This is a genomic window from Duncaniella muris, assembly GCF_003024805.1.
Classification (GTDB): Bacteria; Bacteroidota; Bacteroidia; order Bacteroidales; family Muribaculaceae; genus Duncaniella; species Duncaniella muris.
Genome location: NZ_PUEC01000018.1, coordinates 26,042 through 44,436, shown reverse-complemented (window position 1 = coordinate 44,436; position 18,395 = coordinate 26,042). Strand labels below are relative to the sequence as shown.

The 18,395-nt window shown below is 47.3% G+C and carries 13 protein-coding genes and 1 tRNA gene; 10 read left to right on the top strand and 4 right to left on the bottom strand.

All coding sequences use genetic code 11. From position 1 onward, the window contains the following. A complete protein-coding gene (locus C5O23_RS08615; RefSeq protein WP_107032542.1) occupies window positions 1-456 on the top strand; it encodes a DUF1896 family protein in 456 nt (151 codons plus the stop codon). Next, the gene (locus C5O23_RS08610; RefSeq protein WP_107032541.1) at window positions 446-6,580 is read left to right on the top strand and encodes a MutS N-terminal domain-containing protein; all 6,135 of its coding nucleotides are present in this window, start codon (window positions 446-448) and stop codon (window positions 6,578-6,580) included. Before C5O23_RS08615 ends, C5O23_RS08610 begins: the two co-directional genes overlap by 11 nt. A gap of 51 nt (window positions 6,581-6,631) precedes the next feature. Here C5O23_RS08610 and C5O23_RS08605 read toward each other — a convergent pair whose 3' ends face one another. Beyond that, complete coding sequence (locus C5O23_RS08605) at window positions 6,632-7,858, bottom strand: sigma-54-dependent transcriptional regulator (protein WP_205743439.1); 1,227 nt, start codon at window positions 7,856-7,858, stop codon at window positions 6,632-6,634. A 412-nt stretch (window positions 7,859-8,270) separates the two neighbouring features. Between C5O23_RS08605 and C5O23_RS08600 the strand changes: the two genes are divergently transcribed. From C5O23_RS08600 to C5O23_RS08575, 5 genes are all read left to right on the top strand, one after another. Then, entirely contained in the window at window positions 8,271-8,867 is a 597-nt protein-coding gene (locus C5O23_RS08600; protein ID WP_107032539.1) for a hypothetical protein, read from the top strand. Window positions 8,868-9,046: 179 nt separating this feature from the next. Next, window positions 9,047-9,418 carry a hypothetical protein gene (locus C5O23_RS08595; protein WP_107032538.1) on the top strand — a complete coding sequence of 124 codons (372 nt, stop codon included), beginning with the start codon at window positions 9,047-9,049 and terminating at the stop codon, window positions 9,416-9,418. Window positions 9,419-9,438: 20 nt separating this feature from the next. Further along, complete coding sequence (locus C5O23_RS08590; RefSeq protein WP_161553577.1) at window positions 9,439-10,887, top strand: DUF4099 domain-containing protein; 1,449 nt, start codon at window positions 9,439-9,441, stop codon at window positions 10,885-10,887. 189 nt (window positions 10,888-11,076) lie between these two features. Beyond that, complete coding sequence (locus C5O23_RS08585; RefSeq protein ID WP_107032536.1) at window positions 11,077-13,035, top strand: DNA topoisomerase; 1,959 nt, start codon at window positions 11,077-11,079, stop codon at window positions 13,033-13,035. 414 nt (window positions 13,036-13,449) lie between these two features. Beyond that, on the top strand, window positions 13,450-13,740 hold the full coding sequence (locus C5O23_RS08575; protein WP_107032534.1) for a helix-turn-helix domain-containing protein: 291 nt from the start codon (window positions 13,450-13,452) through the stop codon (window positions 13,738-13,740). A 58-nt stretch (window positions 13,741-13,798) separates the two neighbouring features. Here C5O23_RS08575 and C5O23_RS08570 read toward each other — a convergent pair whose 3' ends face one another. From C5O23_RS08570 to C5O23_RS08560, 3 genes are all read right to left on the bottom strand, one after another. Then, window positions 13,799-15,037, bottom strand: coding sequence for a site-specific integrase (locus C5O23_RS08570; protein ID WP_016411861.1), 1,239 nt, complete (start codon window positions 15,035-15,037; stop codon window positions 13,799-13,801). Between the two features lie 500 nt (window positions 15,038-15,537). Further along, a tRNA-Lys gene (locus tag C5O23_RS08565) sits at window positions 15,538-15,610 on the bottom strand. A 414-nt stretch (window positions 15,611-16,024) separates the two neighbouring features. Next, window positions 16,025-16,666, bottom strand: coding sequence for a flavodoxin family protein (locus C5O23_RS08560; protein ID WP_107032533.1), 642 nt, complete (start codon window positions 16,664-16,666; stop codon window positions 16,025-16,027). Window positions 16,667-17,001: 335 nt separating this feature from the next. Here C5O23_RS08560 and rd point away from each other — a divergent pair, with 335 nt between their 5' ends. The 3 genes from rd to C5O23_RS08540 all read left to right on the top strand — a co-directional run bounded on the left by rd (window position 17,002) and on the right by C5O23_RS08540 (window position 18,391). After that, window positions 17,002-17,163, top strand: coding sequence for a rubredoxin (rd, locus tag C5O23_RS08550; RefSeq protein WP_107032531.1), 162 nt, complete (start codon window positions 17,002-17,004; stop codon window positions 17,161-17,163). A 356-nt stretch (window positions 17,164-17,519) separates the two neighbouring features. After that, window positions 17,520-18,047, top strand: a complete 528-nt coding sequence (locus tag C5O23_RS08545; protein ID WP_205743438.1) for a P-loop NTPase family protein — start codon at window positions 17,520-17,522, stop codon at window positions 18,045-18,047. A 53-nt stretch (window positions 18,048-18,100) separates the two neighbouring features. Further along, window positions 18,101-18,391 carry a hypothetical protein gene (locus C5O23_RS08540; protein WP_107032530.1) on the top strand — a complete coding sequence of 97 codons (291 nt, stop codon included), beginning with the start codon at window positions 18,101-18,103 and terminating at the stop codon, window positions 18,389-18,391. The last annotated feature ends 4 nt before the right edge of the window (window positions 18,392-18,395 follow it).

Here is an 18,395-nt window from a genome sequence, read left to right as displayed (position 1 = left end):
ATGGCAAATAACCATTTTGACAGCCGGGGGTATGACCTTGACTACTACAACCTTTTTCTCCGCCGATACCTTTCAGAGCATAGATTTCCGGAAGCAGAGGATGATCTGTTTATTGCCACACGCACGGAACACGCATACGATGTTTTCGTTGAATCCCGCCTTGCCGGTGACGAGTGGTATATTTCCAATGAAAAAGCAATGGCGGCACTTTATGCCGGATTTGAAATGTCACCTTACGATTTCATCAGCGGTCTGTTGCTTGATGAGTTTCAAGACAACATCTCACTTGAAGATGAATCCATTGAGTTCTGGACTTACACATTTATTGAAGAATTGAAAGAGGAGTTCAAAGGAACTACTCTTGGCGAAGAGTTCTTCAACACTACCGAAGGAGAAGTATTCCGACTGACGGTTATTGGCCGTATTACCTTATTCTTTGAGGAGTATGGCTTATAATCGTTTACAGACTATGCGCGACAACATTGAGGCGATTCGCGTCGCGTTTCGCCTCGGTGTTGAGAAGCGACCGCCTACCGCAGATGAACGTGAGGCGCTGGGCAGATATGCCGGATTCGGTGGGTTGAAGTGCATACTCAACGATGCAAATGAACTTGCCGATGCAGCCAAATGGAGCAAATCTGACATTGAATTGTTTGCGCCAACCGTTGAACTTCGCCGCCTTATCCATGACTATTCCAAGAATGACAAGGAGTTTGCCGCCTACATGGACTCGCTGAAAGCGTCTGTGCTGACTGCATTCTATACTCCGGCACCTGTAATTGATGCCATCGCCAGCTCGTTAAAGGCTAACGGTGTTGTAGTAAAGAGTTTTCTTGAACCGTCCGCCGGGCAAGGCGCTTTCATTGACTCATTTCTGAAAAATGAGAATTATCCCGGTGCCGAGACGTTGGCATTTGAGAAGGATTTGCTGACAGGTAAAATTCTATCTGCGTTGCATCCGTCCATCTCCACCGAAATAAAGGGTTTTGAGAAGATTGACCCTGATTTTGAGGGGTATTTCGATGTGGCTGCGTCCAATATTCCTTTCGGAGATTTTGCGGTTGCAGACCCTCGATATGCCACGAGCAGGGAGATTGCCTACCGTCAGTCAACAAAGACTATACACAATTACTTCTTTCTGAAGTCCCTTGACTCCGTGCATGAAGGTGGTATAGTGGCATTCATCGCCTCGCAAGGGGTGATGAATGCTGCCAGTCCATTTGTCAGAATGGAGATGATGCGCCGTGCGGATTTGGTGGGCGCTTTCCGTCTGCCGAACAATACATTTTCCGACAATGCCGGAACAGATGCCGGGTCTGACCTGATTATTCTCCAGAAGCACACCAACAAGAAAGCGTTGTCAGCTGATGAGGAATTTTTCATCCAATCCATTGTTGACCGTGAAACCAAGGCTCCGAATAACAAATATTTTGCTGCCTTTCCGCAAAATATTATCTGCACGGAAGCAAAGGTTGGCACTGACCAGTTCGGCAAACCGGCTATCATCTACAAGCATGAGGAGGGTGTCGATGGTATTGCAGCCGATATGCGAAAGGCTCTTGATGAGTCACTGAAACTGCGCCTCAATCTGGACTTCTATAATGATAGGAGTCTCACACCTCCGACACCTGAACCGCCAACACCTGAGCCTGTTAAGCGTTCCACCGAAAACAAGGTCGAAAAGCCGAAGCGCATAGCGGATACCCCGTTGATGCAGCAATATCGGGAGATGAAGAAGAAACATCCCGATGCGATTCTTCTTTTCCGTGTTGGGGACTTCTACGAGTGTATGGGCGTGGATGCGGTCAAAGCGTCGGGGGTCTTGGGGATCACCCTTACCCGCCGAATGAACGGCGACAAGAGTAGTATTGAACTTGCAGGATTCCCACATCATGCACTGGATGTCTATCTGCCCAAATTGGTAAGAGCCGGAAACAGAGTGGCTATCTGTGAGCAGTTGGAAGACCCAAAGCAGAAGAAGACGGTGAAACGCAATAATCCTAAGCCGGAGGATAAGCCAAAGCCAGAGCCTCCAAAACCGGAACCGGCATCACCTTCTCCGGCTCCAATGGAGGATGAGCCAGTGCCTCAAACACCGGAGGCTACAACTCCGCCACCACCTCAAACCAATAAGGAGATAGAAACATCTGATGGCCCGGATTATAACGATAACCCTGACCCTCGTTTGTTCGCCTATAATCTTTTCGGAGAACTGGAGCCTATCGGCAAACCTCAGCGACAACCAAAACAACCTCAGCAACCGGAAGAAAAGCCAAAGCCTACCATAACAGTAACCGATACTCAGGCGAAGAAATTCCGTCCGCTCTCTGAAAAGGAGCTGGAATTTTACGGTTCTCTTGATTGGGAAACCAATCCGCCCATCAATGGATTCTACGAAACAATGATGTCGATTGCCCATCGTCAACTCGCGGAAATGGAGGCTGAACGTCAGGCAATGGAAGCGGCCAAGAAAGAGACAATCACCGAAGACGGCACTATCATCGAAGTTTCAAAAGGTGATTTTGTTCCGAAGCCAAGAGTGGCTGCGGAAGCACCCAAGGCTGCGGATCGTGATATGTCGCCCCGTCCTTTCTCGGAGGATATTCAGTTCTTCCACCACAATGGCAGCATGGTCGTGGACAAGGGTCAGGTAGGGTTTCTCTCGGAGGTTCGCAAGAATGGAGCAACATTCTCGCCGCTCACGCTCAAACCGGAACAGGAGAAACGAGCCATGCTCTATATCACCCTGTCGGAAACTTATCAGCAACTATACCATTTTGAGGCTGAGACGCATGAAGAAGATGCCGATATGCGCGAACACCTCAATCAGTATTACGATGAGTTCGTGGACAGATACGGCAACCTCAATGAGAAACAGAATGTCAAGTTCATCCTCATGGATGCCAACGGGCGTGATTCGTTGGCTCTGGAGCGTGGCGAGAATGGTTGCTTTGTCAAAGCCGACATCTTTGACCATCCGGTATCATTCGCCGTTGACGAGGTTACATCAGTTGATACCCCGATGGAAGCATTGACAGCTTCACTCAATAAATTTGGAGAAGTCAACCTCGAATATATGGGAAGTATTGTCGATATGGAGCAGGATGCGATGATTGACAGCCTTGCCGGACACATATATTATAATCCGCTCGTGTCAAACTTTGAGATTACCGACCGCTTCATCGCCGGTAATGTAGTGCAGAAAGCAGAGGACATCAAGGCATGGGTCAACCGCGAGGAAGAACGCACCAAGAATTTTCCCGGCTTTGACGGCGTTGAGCCGTTCATCGACTTGTCGAAAGAGTCATTGAAAGCATTGGAGGAAGCTATTCCCCGAAAGATTACTTTCGATGAACTGGACTTCAATTTCGGAGAGAGGTGGATCCCGACCGGAATATACTCAGCATATATGAGTCACCTATATGGCACTGAAGTTAATATAGCCTATTCTTCATCAATGGACGAATATTCCTGTGATGTCCGTCGCAAGAATATGAAGATTTGGGAAGAGTTCTGTGTCAGAGGTTATTATCGTGTATATGACGGCATGAGCCTTCTCAAACACGCCCTGCACAACACAGTGCCGGACATCAAGAAGTCCATCGGCAAGGATGATAACGGTCACGACATCAAGGTGCCGGACTCGGAGGCGATTCAGTTAGCCAACACCAAGATTGATGAAATCCGTAATGGATTCTCGGACTGGCTGGAGGCTCAATCGCCGGAGTTCAAGGATAGACTTGTTGATTTGTATAACAGCAAGTTCAACTGCTACGTCAGACCTCATTATGACGGCTCACATCAGAAGTTTCCCGACCTCAACATGAAACTGTTGGGCGACCGCTACCATATCAATTCCGTATATCAGTCACAGAAGGATTGCGTATGGATGCTGATTCAGAACGGTGGAGGAATATGCGACCATCAGGTTGGTACGGGAAAGACACTTATAATGTGTATGGCGGCGCATGAGATGAAACGTCTCGGATTGGTGAATAAACCGATGATTATCGGAATGAAAGCCAATGTCGCGGAAATTGCCATGACTTATCAGACTGCCTATCCCAATGCCCGTATCCTCTATGCCGATGCCAAGAGTTTCACGGCGGCAAACCGCGTGAACTTCTTCAACCAGATCAAGAATAACGACTATGACTGTATCATAATGTCGCACGACCAGTTCGGCAAGATACCGCAGTCGCCGGAGATGCAGCAGCAGATCCTGCAAGCCGAACTTGATACGGTTGAGGAGAATCTTGAAGTCATCAAGCAGCAGGGACACGACATTTCGCGTGGTATGCTGAAGGGGCTGTTGAAGCGTAAGGAGAACCTCACCGCCAAGATAACCACCATACAGTATCAGATGGAACAGTCCAAGGACAGTGTGGTTGACTTCAAACAGATGGGCATCGACCATATTTTCGTTGACGAGAGCCAGTGTTTCAAGAATCTGATGTTCAATACCAGACATGACCGTGTGGCTGGACTTGGCAACTCCGAAGGAAGCCAACGCTCACTGAATCTTCTCTATGCCATCCGTACCATCCAAGAGAGGACCGGGCGCGATTTGGGCGCGACATTCCTCAGCGGCACTACAATCTCCAACTCACTGACGGAGTTGTATCTCTTGTTCAAGTATCTCCGACCGAAAGAGCTTGAAAGGCAGGAGATAAGGTGTTTCGACGCGTGGGCGGCAATCTTCGCCAAGAAGACAACCGACTATGAGTTCAATGTCACCAACAGCATTGTCGCTAAGGAGCGTTTCCGCTACTTCATCAAGGTTCCGGAGTTGGCGGCTTTTTATAATGAGATAACGGATTATAGAACCGCACAGGATGTTGGTGTTGACCGACCGGATAAGAACGAGATTCTTCACAATATCCCACCCACGCCTCAACAGGAGGAGTTTATCCAGAAACTAATGGAGTTTGCCAAAAGCGGTGATGCCACAATATTGGGTCGTGCGCCATTGTCTGACACTGAGGAGAAGGCGAAGATGCTCATCGCCACAGATTATGCAAGGAAGATGGCTCTTGACATGAGAATGATTGACCCCAATTATTCTGATGACCCGAACAATAAGGCGAGCCACTGTGCCAAGATGATTGCCCAATACTACCATAAGTATGACGCTCAGAAAGGCACACAGTTTGTATTCAGCGATTTAGGAACTTACAAGCCGGGTGAATGGAATATCTATTCTGAAATCAAGCGAAAATTGGTTGAGGATTATGGTATTCCTCCGCATGAGATAAGGTTTATCCAAGAGTGCAAGACTGAGCGGTCACGAAAGGCTGTCATTCAGGCTATGAATGACGGCGATGTGCGGGTGCTTTTCGGCTCAACCTCCATGTTGGGAACTGGCGTAAACGCCCAAAGGAGAGCTGTCGCTGTCCATGAATTGGAATGCCCGTGGCGTCCGAGCGACCTCGAACAACGCGAGGGTCGCGCTATCCGTGCCGGCAACGAGATTGCCAAACTGTATGCTGATAATAAGGTGGATGTGATTATCTACGCGGTTGAGAAGTCTTTGGACTCCTACAAGTTCAATCTTCTTCATTGCAAGGCTACGTTCATAAACCAACTTAAAAGTGGTGCATTGGGAGCGCGAACAATCGACGAGGGTTCTATGGACGAGAAGAATGGCATGAATTTCTCTGAGTACATGGCTATCTTATCCGGCAACACCGACCTGCTCGATAAGGCAAAACTTGAAAAACGGATAGCGGCGTTGGAGAGTGAACGAAAGTCGTTCAACAAGGGACGTGGCGATTCCGAGTTCCGGCTCCAGACCATAACCCATGACATTGCCAACAACGAGGCGGCAATAGAGCGGATGAAGGCAGACTGGGAGCGGTACGACAAAGTGGTGCAGCGTGACAAGGATGGCAACCCCATCAACAATCTCACCATTGACACCTGTAACCTATCCGATGAGAAGAATATGGGTATCCACCTGCAAGGTTTGGCTCAACGAACTGACACTCACGGACAATATCAGCGTGTGGGCGAGGTCTATGGCTTCCCAATCAGCATTATCTCTGAAAGAGTATTGGCTGACGGTGTTGAGAAAGTGCAGAACCGCTTTGTTGTCGAGGGCAACTACAAATACAAGTATAACAACGGTCAGTTGGCAATGGCTGACACCCACGCCGCCTGTATGAACTTTGTCAATGCTTTGGAGAAAATCCCCGGCATAATCGCCCAGTATGAGGAACGCACCGCCAAACTCAAAGCCGATGTTCCCATAATTGAAGGCATTATGGCTAAGACGTGGGGCAAAGAGGATGAGTTAAAACAGCTCAAATCCGAACTTGCTGCTCTCGACCGCAAAATCGCCGCTGAATTAGCACCTAAGCATGAGAACAAGGAGGACGGCGAGGAGGTAAAGCGAGAGGATTCTCCTCACACTGTCCAGACAATTGATGCTCCGACACCGGACACAGACAATAAAAAGTCAATGGTCGCGGAGCCAACCACCACATACAAAGAACGGGAACCGTTAAGTTCCCGCATCATTATCGGTGGTTGTGGCGTAACTCCCCCCGGAGGTTTCCGAGCTGCCGGTCCCAAATTGTAGATAAATTGAATGGCGACACTCTTGATATGTAGAGCGTCGCCATTCAAATCCTTATCTATAATCCTTTGGAATACCCTCTGCCTTAATCCAAGCATAGAGAGTCGAGCGGTTTATGCCGAGCAACATTGCGGCCTGAGCCTTGTTGCCTTTAGTCTGCCTCAATGCCCGCTGCACACGATAATGACGGGTATGGGATTCTCTGTTCTTGGGAATCTCATTCAGGACTATATCATCTTTCCCTAATGTTTCACCACGAAACTCATAACAAGCGCGTGATATTGTGCTGAACAATTCCCGCACATTGCCGGTCCAGATATGGTTGGTCAATTTGTTGATAGCACCTTTTGTAAGGCGAGGGGATTTGATACCCGACTCAGCGCAGATCTGCTTAATAAAGCACTCCGCCAAAGGAATAATATCGTCCTGACAATCTGAAAGAGGTGGAACAATCACAACATTGCTGTGTATGCAATGAAACAAGGCTTCGGAAAAATCACCGTCCCGTACTTTTTCAGCGAGATTTACTTTTGTCGATAGGATTATGCGTCCGGTAAACTTGATTTCCTTTGTAAGATTCTGAGGAGTGAACACTCCGCGTTGAATTACAGTGGCAAGCACTTCCTGAACGTGCAACGGCAGCATACAAACTTCATGAATGTAAAGAGTGCCTCCATTGGCTTGAGCCAACAGGCCTTGCTGGTTGCGATACAAAGGATGTTTCACACCTGTTTCCTTGCCACGGAATATATCCATACTTTCAGTCGCGCTCAGATAATGTGCGCACTCAGCCACAACGAATGGTCCGGAGCGGCGAGGGCTGCTGTCATGAATCACTCGCGCTATCGCACTTTTTCCTACACCTTGGGGTCCTGAAAGGAGAAGCGTGGAATTTGAGTTGCTCTCAATATTTATCCTTCTCGAACATCCCTGAAAAGCATTGCTATTCCGTTGAAACCATCTTTGGTCTTCTTTATGGCACTTTTCTATTGCAATTGTAAGTCTGTCAACAACAAGTGAATCAAAATAGAAGCAATGGTCAGCACCTAACTTATACACCTTATTATATATATCCGGCGACTCTGTCATGGCCACACCAACTTTTTTAATTCCTAAAATGGTGTCATTTGTCCATTCAAGCAGTTTTATACCATCACAGTCTTTACCTGAGACTGCCACTATCAGCATAGTGCAATCACTTCGTTCAAGAATTTTCTTTGCAGTGCTGATGCTGTTGGTGGTCTGTATTTTTCGTCCCGGTTTGGAAAATACCTCTTCCATTTTTTTACCATCCTCTATCTGGGAACTGTAGATAAGGAGGCTCCGATTACTCGGTGGATCATTGTCTATATTCATAAGACTTTCGGGGAGTGTTAAAAATGATTTTGCCATTATAACAAATGTGTATAGGGTATTTGTTCGCCAAAACTGAGTACAAAGATACAATTTTTATTTTAGAATGACATACTGTTGCACAATTAAATATGGCTGATATTGCGTGAATTTATGTAGCATACACAACATAGTGTTGTGTTAATCCAACACTTTTAACACACTCGACAATTCAAACGCACGGAGTTATATTAGATTTATATTGCAGGTTTATAGAGTGTTACAAATATTTTACATCGGATATTGAACTTTGTTGAAATTAAATATATTGAGAAGGGCATAACTCAAAAACGATATTGAAATGGAAATATTAACCCTCCTGAACAGCCAGTTCTTTCACCAGTTGGAAGAAGGCGATGAAAGCAACATCAAGGCACTCTACGCCGATATGAGAGCCACAATCGTGGAATATGCCCACGGCAACAGCCAATGGCGAGTGATACACACCGGCCTGTCGATATTTATTTCCGAGGTGGCCGAAATCCTCGGTTATGCCAATGGCTTGTTGAGCCGATATGCAAAGCGTATCCTTGAAATAGCCAAATGTCTGCTAAACCAGATAGAGATGGCTGTTTCAGCGAAAATCGCACTGGATACAGTGGCTGAGAATAATAAAGTGACTGATACAACATCAGATGTGACTTTCACCGGTAATTATGCCGACTTCTGTGAACTTATCCACCTTATAATAGCCTGCAAATTCATAAATGGAGGGAATAAGGCGTACCAGCTCCATATCAAGAAAGGGCTTCATGCACTTTTCGGTCTTGACTTCGACCCGAAGAAATATCAGAACGCAAGAGACGGCATAAAACGCCGCTGTCCCGCAAAGGGTAGCCGGGTGACATACTTCCTCGACAATATGGTGGATGTCGTAAATGCCGAACTTGCAGCATGATAACACACTCAAATGCTGATACTCACTTATGAATCCAGATGATAGCTAAAGAGTAACTGCTTGAAAATCATCAATCGAAGAATATTTGACGCAATAAAACATCAGCACTTATCCGGTGCTTACAATGCCCGGAAAAAGCCGCAGTAACTTTGCATCGTAAAACTTAAACAACGACAAATATGATGAATACAAAACCACCAGATCAACCGAGGGACACAACCCCTTTATCCAAGTGGATGATGGACACCATGACCATTGTGGTCTATTTGCTGAACTCCATTGCCAACTCAATGATAAAGCTCGTAAAGAAATCTGACAAGCCTCAGCTTTCCTACAAAGGTAGTACTATAATAATGCTTGAGGATCTTGCAATAGGTCTTAACAAAACGACCCGAACAATCAGAAAAATGCGAGCCGAGGGGAAAATGGAATACTATATCAGCAATGATGGACGCACCATATTCATGACCCAAGACCAGTTTGACGATTACGTTCTACAAAACTTCGTCAACGTCACCAGAGATAATTATCGCGCCGCAAGTCCGGCGTAATGTTTAACCAAATAATTTTAATGGAACAAAACAAAGAACAGCAACAACCTGAAGTGCTGATTGCCCGCAACAACGAAACAGGGCAGGTCGGCGCAGTCGTGGGACAGAATCCCGACGGCACCCCGAAAATGGCGGATGTAAAATCCGCGAAGCTCAGTGACCTTGTGAAATTCTCTAAAGGTCAGAATCCCCTCGAAGCCTTCATGTCGAACTTCATCCGACAGGCAAAGAACCCTTCGCTATTCGGTTTCTTCAAGATTCCTGAAACTGAGTTCGACAAAATCGGTCCGGCGATGTCCGATATGCTCCAAGACCCTGTGGCTAACGCCGACCTCCTTAAACCTTTTGAGGTTGACGTCAAATCAATGGCAAAGGAACAGACGGTTACTGAACAGCATGACCAGACTCCGGCCAAGGAGACTTCGACCGCAATCAAGATGGCACCTGTCAACCCCGACAAAGTTGACTGGGACACCATCGAAAAACAATGGGGCATCAAGAGAGATGACCTCGAAAAGTCCGGAGCATTGCAGCAGATGGTCTATAACCACAAGTCTCCGCAGCTTTTCACCCTGAGACCGGAAATCGGCGGCGAGAAATTCGAGGCACAGGCCCGGCTATCGTTCAAGTCCAATCCTGACGGCAGTTTTACCCTCACGCCTCATTTCGTGAAGCACGAGCCTCAGCTCGACAAAACCTATAAAGGCTATACCTTCACGGACGAGGACAAGACTCAGCTCCGCAAGACAGGAAATCTGGGCAGACCTGTTGACCTTACCGACCCGAAAACAGGGGTGGTCAAGAAGTCGCTCGTCAGCATCGACCGTCTCACCAATGAGATTGAAAGTATCCCCGTGGATAAAATCTACATCAAGAACAAGGTCGCCAACATCGAACTTGACATGAAGCAGATAGGCATCCTTAAAGACGGAGGCATAATCAGAGAGCAGCATATCGAGCTGCCCAACGGACGGAAGTTTACCGCCGACCTCCAGTACAATGCCGACAAGCGTGATGTGGTTTTCGTCAACTCGGAACAATACCGCCAGAAGCGGGAACAATCTCAGGAACAGGGTGGACAGCAGTACAACTCATGGCTCGACAAGGAGGGCAACATCAAGAACCTCACCAAATGGAAAGGTGTGCCGCTCTCCGAAACTGCCCAAGCAGACTATCGTGCAGGCAAACAGATTATGGTAGGTGAAATCCCTGATCGAAACGGGAATCCCTGCACGGTCTATATCCAGTTTGACCCTGAGAAGCAGCGTCCGAAGCAGACCTATGTCTATCCCGACAAAGAAAAGGTTGTCGGTATAGACAGCGAGAGCAAGACGCAATATGCCGTCAACAATGAGGGTAAGACCAACGAACCTACAAAAGTGGTTAAGGAACCTCTCCAGAGGGGGCAGACCGAACCCAAAAACGAAGAGCAGAAGAAACAGCAAAAGCCGAAAGGCCCCAAACTCTGACCTTCATCCACTTTATCCGCAAGCTCTGAATTGAGCAGACCGCCATTCCCTCGCGTGCGCAAGCGATGATATGGCAATCCTCCCGCCGACATGGGGAGGTCGCGAACTCCCCGTGTCATTCTCTCCAAACCTCCCGGCTGAGAGTGTCAGCCGCCAACAACCCCAATTTACAAACTCTAAAAAACAGACATGAAAGTCATAATCACCGAGGCCGTTCCCGTGGCTTCAGCCATCGCCCGCGCCCTTAACGTAACCACCAATGTAGCCGTTCCCGGCGTAATCTATAACAATGACATCGCAGTCATCACCGTCACTCCTGACTTCATCCGTCCCTTCGGACTCGGAGTGCTTCCCGGCAAGGACGCTCTCCCCATCGTGCCGGAACGCTACACCTACGGTATCCGACATACTCCTGATGAAAACGGCCGTTACGGAATCTCGACCGAGGACAAGACCTATGCCGACTATATTGGCAAACTTATCCGTGGCGGCGATGAGGTAATCTTCGCGTCCGACGGCGGAGCCGACGCTCAGGGACGTTTCGCCAACATCTGCCGTTTCTTCAAAGTCGGCGCACCCACAAGCCGTATGTTCCTGACCCGTCTGGAGCGCAAGGCAATCAAGTCGGCGTTCAAGACCCGTCAGTGGGGACGTAAGTTCCATAATCTCGCCCAAACAGGACTTGTGGGCATGGCGATGGACGAGGCTTTCAAGTACAATGTTTCGGAAGCATACCGTTCACTGTTCAAGGAAATGAAGTCGCCTATCTGCCGTCAGGACGTGCTTGTACTTGCCGCCGTCAAGAACTATCTTGAATCCGACGCAGAAGCCCGTGGCCAACACGTTCCCGTCACCACCCATTCCGTCATGGTGAGCGGCGTGGCACTCGGCAAGGACATCAAGTTCTATCCCTGTTCGACATACTCCACCAAAGATGAGGCGGCGCAGGCATACAAGACTCTGTGTGTTCCGGCGACAGTCGAGGCTTCCGATGTTATGCTCGACACTGAGATGAGTCCGGCTCCGGCACTCTTCACTCTCGCCACACTCCAGAGCGAGGCATGGGAAAAACTCAATCTTAATTTCTCCACAACCCGCGACATCACCGTCAGCCTCTATGAGCGTGGTTTTATCTCGTCGCCCCTGACATCATGCGCAAAACTGCCCGAATCGTTGCGCGATGAACTCCGCCGCTACAAATGGTGCAGGAAGTATCCTTTTGCCGCCGACGGGACAATCTCCGGCAATCACGGCATCATCATCTCAGGCAACAAGCCTCTGTTCCTCGACAGTGATGAACAGCGTGTATATGACCTTATCCGTTCTCGCTTCTATGCCAACCTTGCCGGCCCTACCGCAGTGAACGAGCTGGTTATCGAGGTGGAAATCAACGGCGAACCGTTCTATGGAACTATCCCTTACACCCCCGACATCAAGGTGCCTAAGGCCGTGGAAGTGAAACTCACCGGTAAATCCCAATTCTCCCGCACCTCAGTGGCTCCCACAGCGCCCAAAATGAACGATCTTCTCTGCGCAATATCAATGTTGCTCCGTTCACTGTCGGACAAATACAATCCCGGTATGCCTTTCACATTGGCACACCATGATGTGGCGGACGCATTCGACCGTCTCCGCGACAACCGCCTTCTTCTGGACGTATGCGGTGAACCTGCAATCACCGGCGAGGGAAATCTCCTGCTTGAAACCTTCAACGCAACTTATGCCCTCGGTCACCTTATGGCATATCAGGTAGAGGTTGAACGGCTCTACGGCGACCGCAAGAACAGTGTCGGCGGAGCGCAGCTCATGAATGAGTATGGCAAATGGATCTATGACAAGACCGAACAGCTCATCACCGACCACCGTCTGTTCCCGGCTAAGGCAGATACCCATGTCTGCCCGATATGCGGCCGACACTCGGTTATCCGCTATCCCCGCGTTGCGAAATGCCACGTTTGCGGATTCACCATGCCTTTGCAGTTCATGGGCCACAAGTTCACCGACAAGGAGGTCGCCAGCCTTCTGACCCACGGCTACACATCGCAGATAATGTTCACCAACCGTCACGGCCATGAGTTCTACGACATCGTTGTGCGCGGCAAGGGCAAAGGGCTGTCATTCGCCCCGATTGAAGCCAAATTATACTGAAAATAACCGCCGTTTGAAAATAATTCACTAAATTCGCAATCGAATCGCAGTCTATGTAACATACGACTTGCGGATTTAGTGGTTGAAGGCGGAGGGGACTCCGCCTTCTTTTTTCACTCGGTCACATTTGAAACCGCTAAACATTGGAATACGTAAGAATCGACAAAGAGGCACTGGATGCAATGTTCGAGATAATGGAGTATCAGTCCCTTTTGATTGCGGCGATGTATGAGAAGTGCCGCTCAATCCAATCCGGCAAATGGATTCCAACTGAGACCGTCGCGGAACTGCTATGTGTTTCAACCCGGAAAGTGAGAACTATGAAAACGCTCGGACAAATCGGCTATGTAAAACATGGACGGAAATGTTTTTACAAGTCAGAGGACGTATATTCAAAAATAAACAAAGGCAAGAGTGAAAGAAATATATGACAAAGAACATGACGTTATAAGAAAATTCCTCTCGATGGGAAGGCGGAATATTGAGATGCTGGAGGAAATAGCGTTGGAATATAAACCTTTCCTGATGGGTAAACGCTTTATTACTGATGCCCAGTTATCTGAAAGACTCGGTATTTCGCGCCGAACATTGCAGGACTTCCGCGACAGAGGCATTATTCCGTTCTATCGTCTTGACGGAAAGATACTTTATGAAGAAACGGATATAGAGGAATACCTGTCCTCAATCTACATACCCAAATATTAAAAGGGAGAGTTACCGAATCGACCGGTAGCTCTCCCTTTTCAGTTGTCTGATGTTGATGTCATCTGTTGATGCTCAGTCTGTCAAATCGGTTGCGCATGGTCTGCATATCCTCATAGACGGTCTGGTCTTGAATCTTCGCGTAGATCTGCGTTGTTTTGATGTCGCTGTGTCCGAGCATCTTCTGGATTGATTCGAGAGGGACATGGTTGTTGAGCGACAGAGACGCGAAAGTGTGTCGCGCGATGTGTGTGGTAAGAGGCTTGGTTATCTTTGCGAGATCCGCAATCTCTTTGAGATAAGCGTTCATTTTCTGATTGGAGCAAACGGGCAGCACGACTCCGGTAGATACTGCAACGGGGTGGTTGACATATTTGTCGGCTATCTGACGCGGCACCTCCAACATCGGTATGATACTCAACTCGCCGGTTTTCTCGCGGGATTTGCGTATCCACATATTGCCGTCGCGGTCTTTTTCGATGTCGCTCCATTGAAGCGATTTTATATCGCAGAATGCAAGTCCGGTGAAGCAGCAGAACACGAATGTATCCCTGACAAGTTCCAGACGCGGCATCATGGAGAAGTCGAGTTTGAGAATCTCCATAATCTCAGCCTCAGTCAGAAATTGGCGTTTCGCCTGAGTACGGTGGAACTTTCTGCCGATGAACGGGTCTTCAGTTATCCACTTATGCGCGATGGCATACTGGATAGTGTTCTTGAGATAGCGGAGGTACTTCACAGCCGTGTTGTTGGCGCAGTTCTTGCTGACACGCAGGAAATGCTCGAAATCATCTATCATTCCTGCCGTGACATCCCTGACTGGAATATCATCGACATTCATAGTCAGACGCAGGAACTCGCCGAGGTAGGTCACACACCGCTCCCAACGAAGATAGGTGGCATTGACCATATCGCCACGCTCCATTTCCTCTTTTCTCTTTGCGTTGGATTCAGTGAAAATCTCACATAGCATCTTAGGCTTCTCAACTTTGCCGAGAAACAGGTCGCGCATAACAATAGGGTTGACGAGTTTCTTCTCACGCACGAGATTGGTATGTATCTCGCAGAATCTGGCCCGTATCTCATCGAGGTACTTGTTCAGCTCCAGATCGCGCCGGGAGCGACCTTTTGATAGTTTGCGTTTCTGGTCCCAGTTTTCAGGATTGACCGAGCGGCCTATGGCGAGGTCAGTCTGCTGACCTGCCACTGAAATTCTGACATACACCTTGTGGTCGGTGTAGCCTTCCGACCTTGGCTTCCTTGTGAAGAAGGTCAGGGTGAAATAAGGGTTGTTTGTCATGTTACTTACGGGTTTAATGGTTACTTAAAGATACTCATTTTTAACCCGGATTCCAAATGCGCTTCGGAACATGATACTCCGGCGGTGGCGTAACCGTGTACATCCGGCCGATTTTTCAGCGAGATTTAACATTGTACACGAATTTCACACGGCAGAATGGGGAAGACCACAGCAGGGACGACTGACAAAATCATCGGACAAGGCCAAATCTTAAATAAAGTTAAAATTAGCCGTATCACACCCGAATTGTGGGTCGAGGGTCGCGTTCCCGCCCGCAGAACCCCACTTTTTCAAAGTTGAATTTCTGCAAATGTGCAGTCCTCAACCTGTTGCGGGCCTTTCCGTGTAACCGTGTACATTTTTGTACACGAAACACGATGTACACGTTTTGTACACGCCTGTAGGTAATATTCTGCGTTATCCTGCAATTTCACCAAAAAGAAAAAGCACTGAAAATCAACTGATTTCAGTGCTTTGCGGTGTTCTTCCGAACCCTTTCGTGATCCGCCTGGGGCTCGAACCCAGGACCCCAACATTAAAAGTGTTGTGCTCTACCAGCTGAGCTAGCGAATCAATGCTTTGGTCGGTGACCGCTTGAGTTTTCAAGTGGGCTTTTCCTTAAAAGCGATGCAAAGGTAGAGAGTTTTTTTTAATCATGCAAATATTTTTGAATATTTTTTCAAAAAAAATGATTTTTTTCGTTTTTCTTTTCGCATTTATCTTCTCAACTCAGTGTTCAAGATCATTCTGCACCGTTCATATGAGCAGCAACACATTATACATCAGATGATTGCCAGTAAGACCAGCATCATCAACCGCACAAACTGATTCTTCCAGACAAAAACATTCATTTTTATCTGTCACAATTGCAAACTTATTTCATATGCGATTTTTTGGGAGTCATTATTTCTGTTTTTTTGACATCCGGGCCGTATGTCGATGACAACAATATAAAAGAACAAGCCCGAAACTGACTTTCGCCGTCCCCTACCCTTCATGCAATTGTCCGGCGATATCTTTGCCCGCATCAAAAGCTGCTTGCAAATCATCCTTAAAATGCACGTCACGCCAGTATGCCTTTTCCAGCTCGGAGAATGTCTCGACTACATATTTGGTATAATCCTGAAATTGATAAATATTGAGTGCACACAGGCGCCGTGGTAGTGAAAATATATGTCCAAGGAAGTATTCTATATTATCAAATGCCCTGTAGGAGGCCATTTCTGGTAGTGCATTCATGGTGTAGACCGTTACGACAGGCATATTTTTCTTCGCAAGCAACCGGTAGCCCTTTTCATATGAGCCCAACGAGAAACACAACCGCTCGGCAAAGCTCCGCGTCTGACCGCTTACATCCATAAGATATACTGGCGATGCAACTATCAGGCAATCTGCATCGGCGATCTGGTCAAGCACTGCTGACAAATCATCGTCAATCACACATCGTCCATAGCTACCACCATCCTTCGCTTTACAGGCAAAACAACTGCGACATCCACTATACCTGAATTCATAAAGATCATACCACTTCACCTCTACTTCCGAAAGCACAGTTTGAATACCGGCAACCACTGAATCAGCCATACGAAGAGTGTTTCCATTACGCCTGGGGCTGCCATTGATTACTATTACTTTTTTTCATTGTCTAACTAATTTTCAATCTTGTTCCTATTATTTTCACACTGCGAAATTACATGGAACCCAAAATAAACCAACAACTTACCGACAGGTATGCACCTTACCAAGAAGTTTGTTTCGTTATAGATCAACAACTTCTCCCTCCCCCATTTGCAAAAAACAAGCTACCGGTATACCGGTCTATCAACAAGGCATGGAAATTCGATCTATTCAGAGGACTAAAAGATCAAGGATTTTTTCCATCAGCATCAATAAACAAATCAGACATCTCCGGTGTTATAGCCATTGACAAATTAATTCAACTATTTTAAACATACATTTGATTTATGGACAAATACGTTTGCACTGTCTGCGGCTGGATCTATGATCCTGCTGTCGGAGACCCTGAAAATGGCATTGCGCCCGGTACATCATTTGCTGACCTCCCCGAAGACTGGCTCTGCCCTGAATGCGGAGTTGGGAAGGATATGTTTGAACCTGAATCTTAGGTGTCTCCAACTCCTCTTTATTAAACGGAATTAACATTATTAATCCGTCGGTGCTTTTTGACAAATAGGAAACAGTCTTGATCTCAAATAAAATCAAGGCTGTTTCTCTTTATTGCCACATTCTGCCTTGCCCACAGTTCATCATGGGTCAGAGCTCGGTCTGCCAACTCTATCGACATATCGGGAGCCGCCATTTTCCGCACAATCTATTGACTCGATTCATAAACAATCATATCTTTGCAATTGATTTTTCGAGGGGATATCACCATCATTATATTTGACAAAAGATGCGCTATATCTTTTTGACTCCATACCGGCTTTATACTTGTTATTAAAGGTAACTCTATGTGCAAAATATGAACCACAGAATCATGAAACACATCCTGATCATCGGCTGCCCCGGAGCCGGGAAAAGCACTTTTGCACGTAAACTTGCCGCTAAGACCGGTCTGCCATTGTACTATCTCGACATGATCTGGCACAAGCCAGACAGAACGACAGTGACTCACGATGAATTTGACACAAGGCTCTCTGAAATACTCAATTATGAAGACTGGATCATTGACGGCAACTACCTCCGCACACTCCCGATGAGGCTTCAGAAAGCCGACACTGTGTTTCTTTTCGATCTTCCATCAGAAGCCTGCATTGACGGAGCCATCAGCAGGCTTGGCAGACCGAGAGAAGATATACCCTGGACCGAGTTCGTCCTTGACGAAGAATTCCGGCAATGGATCCTGAATTTTTCATCCGATCAATTGCCGGTCATAAATCTACTCTTAGACAATTTCAGCGGAAACGTGATCAAATTCACCTCCAGAGCACAAGCTGATAAATACGTTATAGACAAACTGCTAACTTCTAATGACAACGCATCATCTTAGAAACTGCTTAAAATTCATATCACTTTGCCGTCGAAAGTCTTGTCGGTATTTTTTTGTTTATAACTCCAAAACTGCCGTCGAAGCCAATTCAGCCATACATCAAACATTCCCGCTACGCCGACGATATAAGCGATAATGACACTGACGCTCTGCAAGACCGTATAGACAGACTTGAATGCCAGCTTGACGATTGCGACATCATGTCAGAGCGCTATGACCGTATTCAAGATGAAATAGACAGACTGCAAGACCGCCTTGACGAAATCGAATACGATCATGACATATACGATGATGTAGAAGATACTCTTGATCTATACCATGATCTTGACGATGATGACTGGTAAACCG

Bases quoted from the DNA above. Each gene is read 5' to 3' on its own strand.
- C5O23_RS08615 (WP_107032542.1), top strand. From the start codon at position 1: ATGGCAAATAACCATTTTGACAGCCGGGGGTATGACCTTGACTACTAC.
- C5O23_RS08610 (WP_107032541.1), top strand. From the start codon at position 446: ATGGCTTATAATCGTTTACAGACTATGCGCGACAACATTGAGGCGATT.
- C5O23_RS08605 (WP_205743439.1), bottom strand. From the start codon at position 7,858: ATGGAAGAGGTATTTTCCAAACCGGGACGAAAAATACAGACCACCAAC.
- C5O23_RS08600 (WP_107032539.1), top strand. From the start codon at position 8,271: ATGGAAATATTAACCCTCCTGAACAGCCAGTTCTTTCACCAGTTGGAA.
- C5O23_RS08595 (WP_107032538.1), top strand. From the start codon at position 9,047: ATGATGAATACAAAACCACCAGATCAACCGAGGGACACAACCCCTTTA.
- C5O23_RS08590 (WP_161553577.1), top strand. From the start codon at position 9,439: ATGGAACAAAACAAAGAACAGCAACAACCTGAAGTGCTGATTGCCCGC.
- C5O23_RS08585 (WP_107032536.1), top strand. From the start codon at position 11,077: ATGAAAGTCATAATCACCGAGGCCGTTCCCGTGGCTTCAGCCATCGCC.
- C5O23_RS08570 (WP_016411861.1), bottom strand. From the start codon at position 15,037: ATGACAAACAACCCTTATTTCACCCTGACCTTCTTCACAAGGAAGCCA.
- rd (WP_107032531.1), top strand. From the start codon at position 17,002: ATGGACAAATACGTTTGCACTGTCTGCGGCTGGATCTATGATCCTGCT.
- C5O23_RS08545 (WP_205743438.1), top strand. From the start codon at position 17,520: ATGAACCACAGAATCATGAAACACATCCTGATCATCGGCTGCCCCGGA.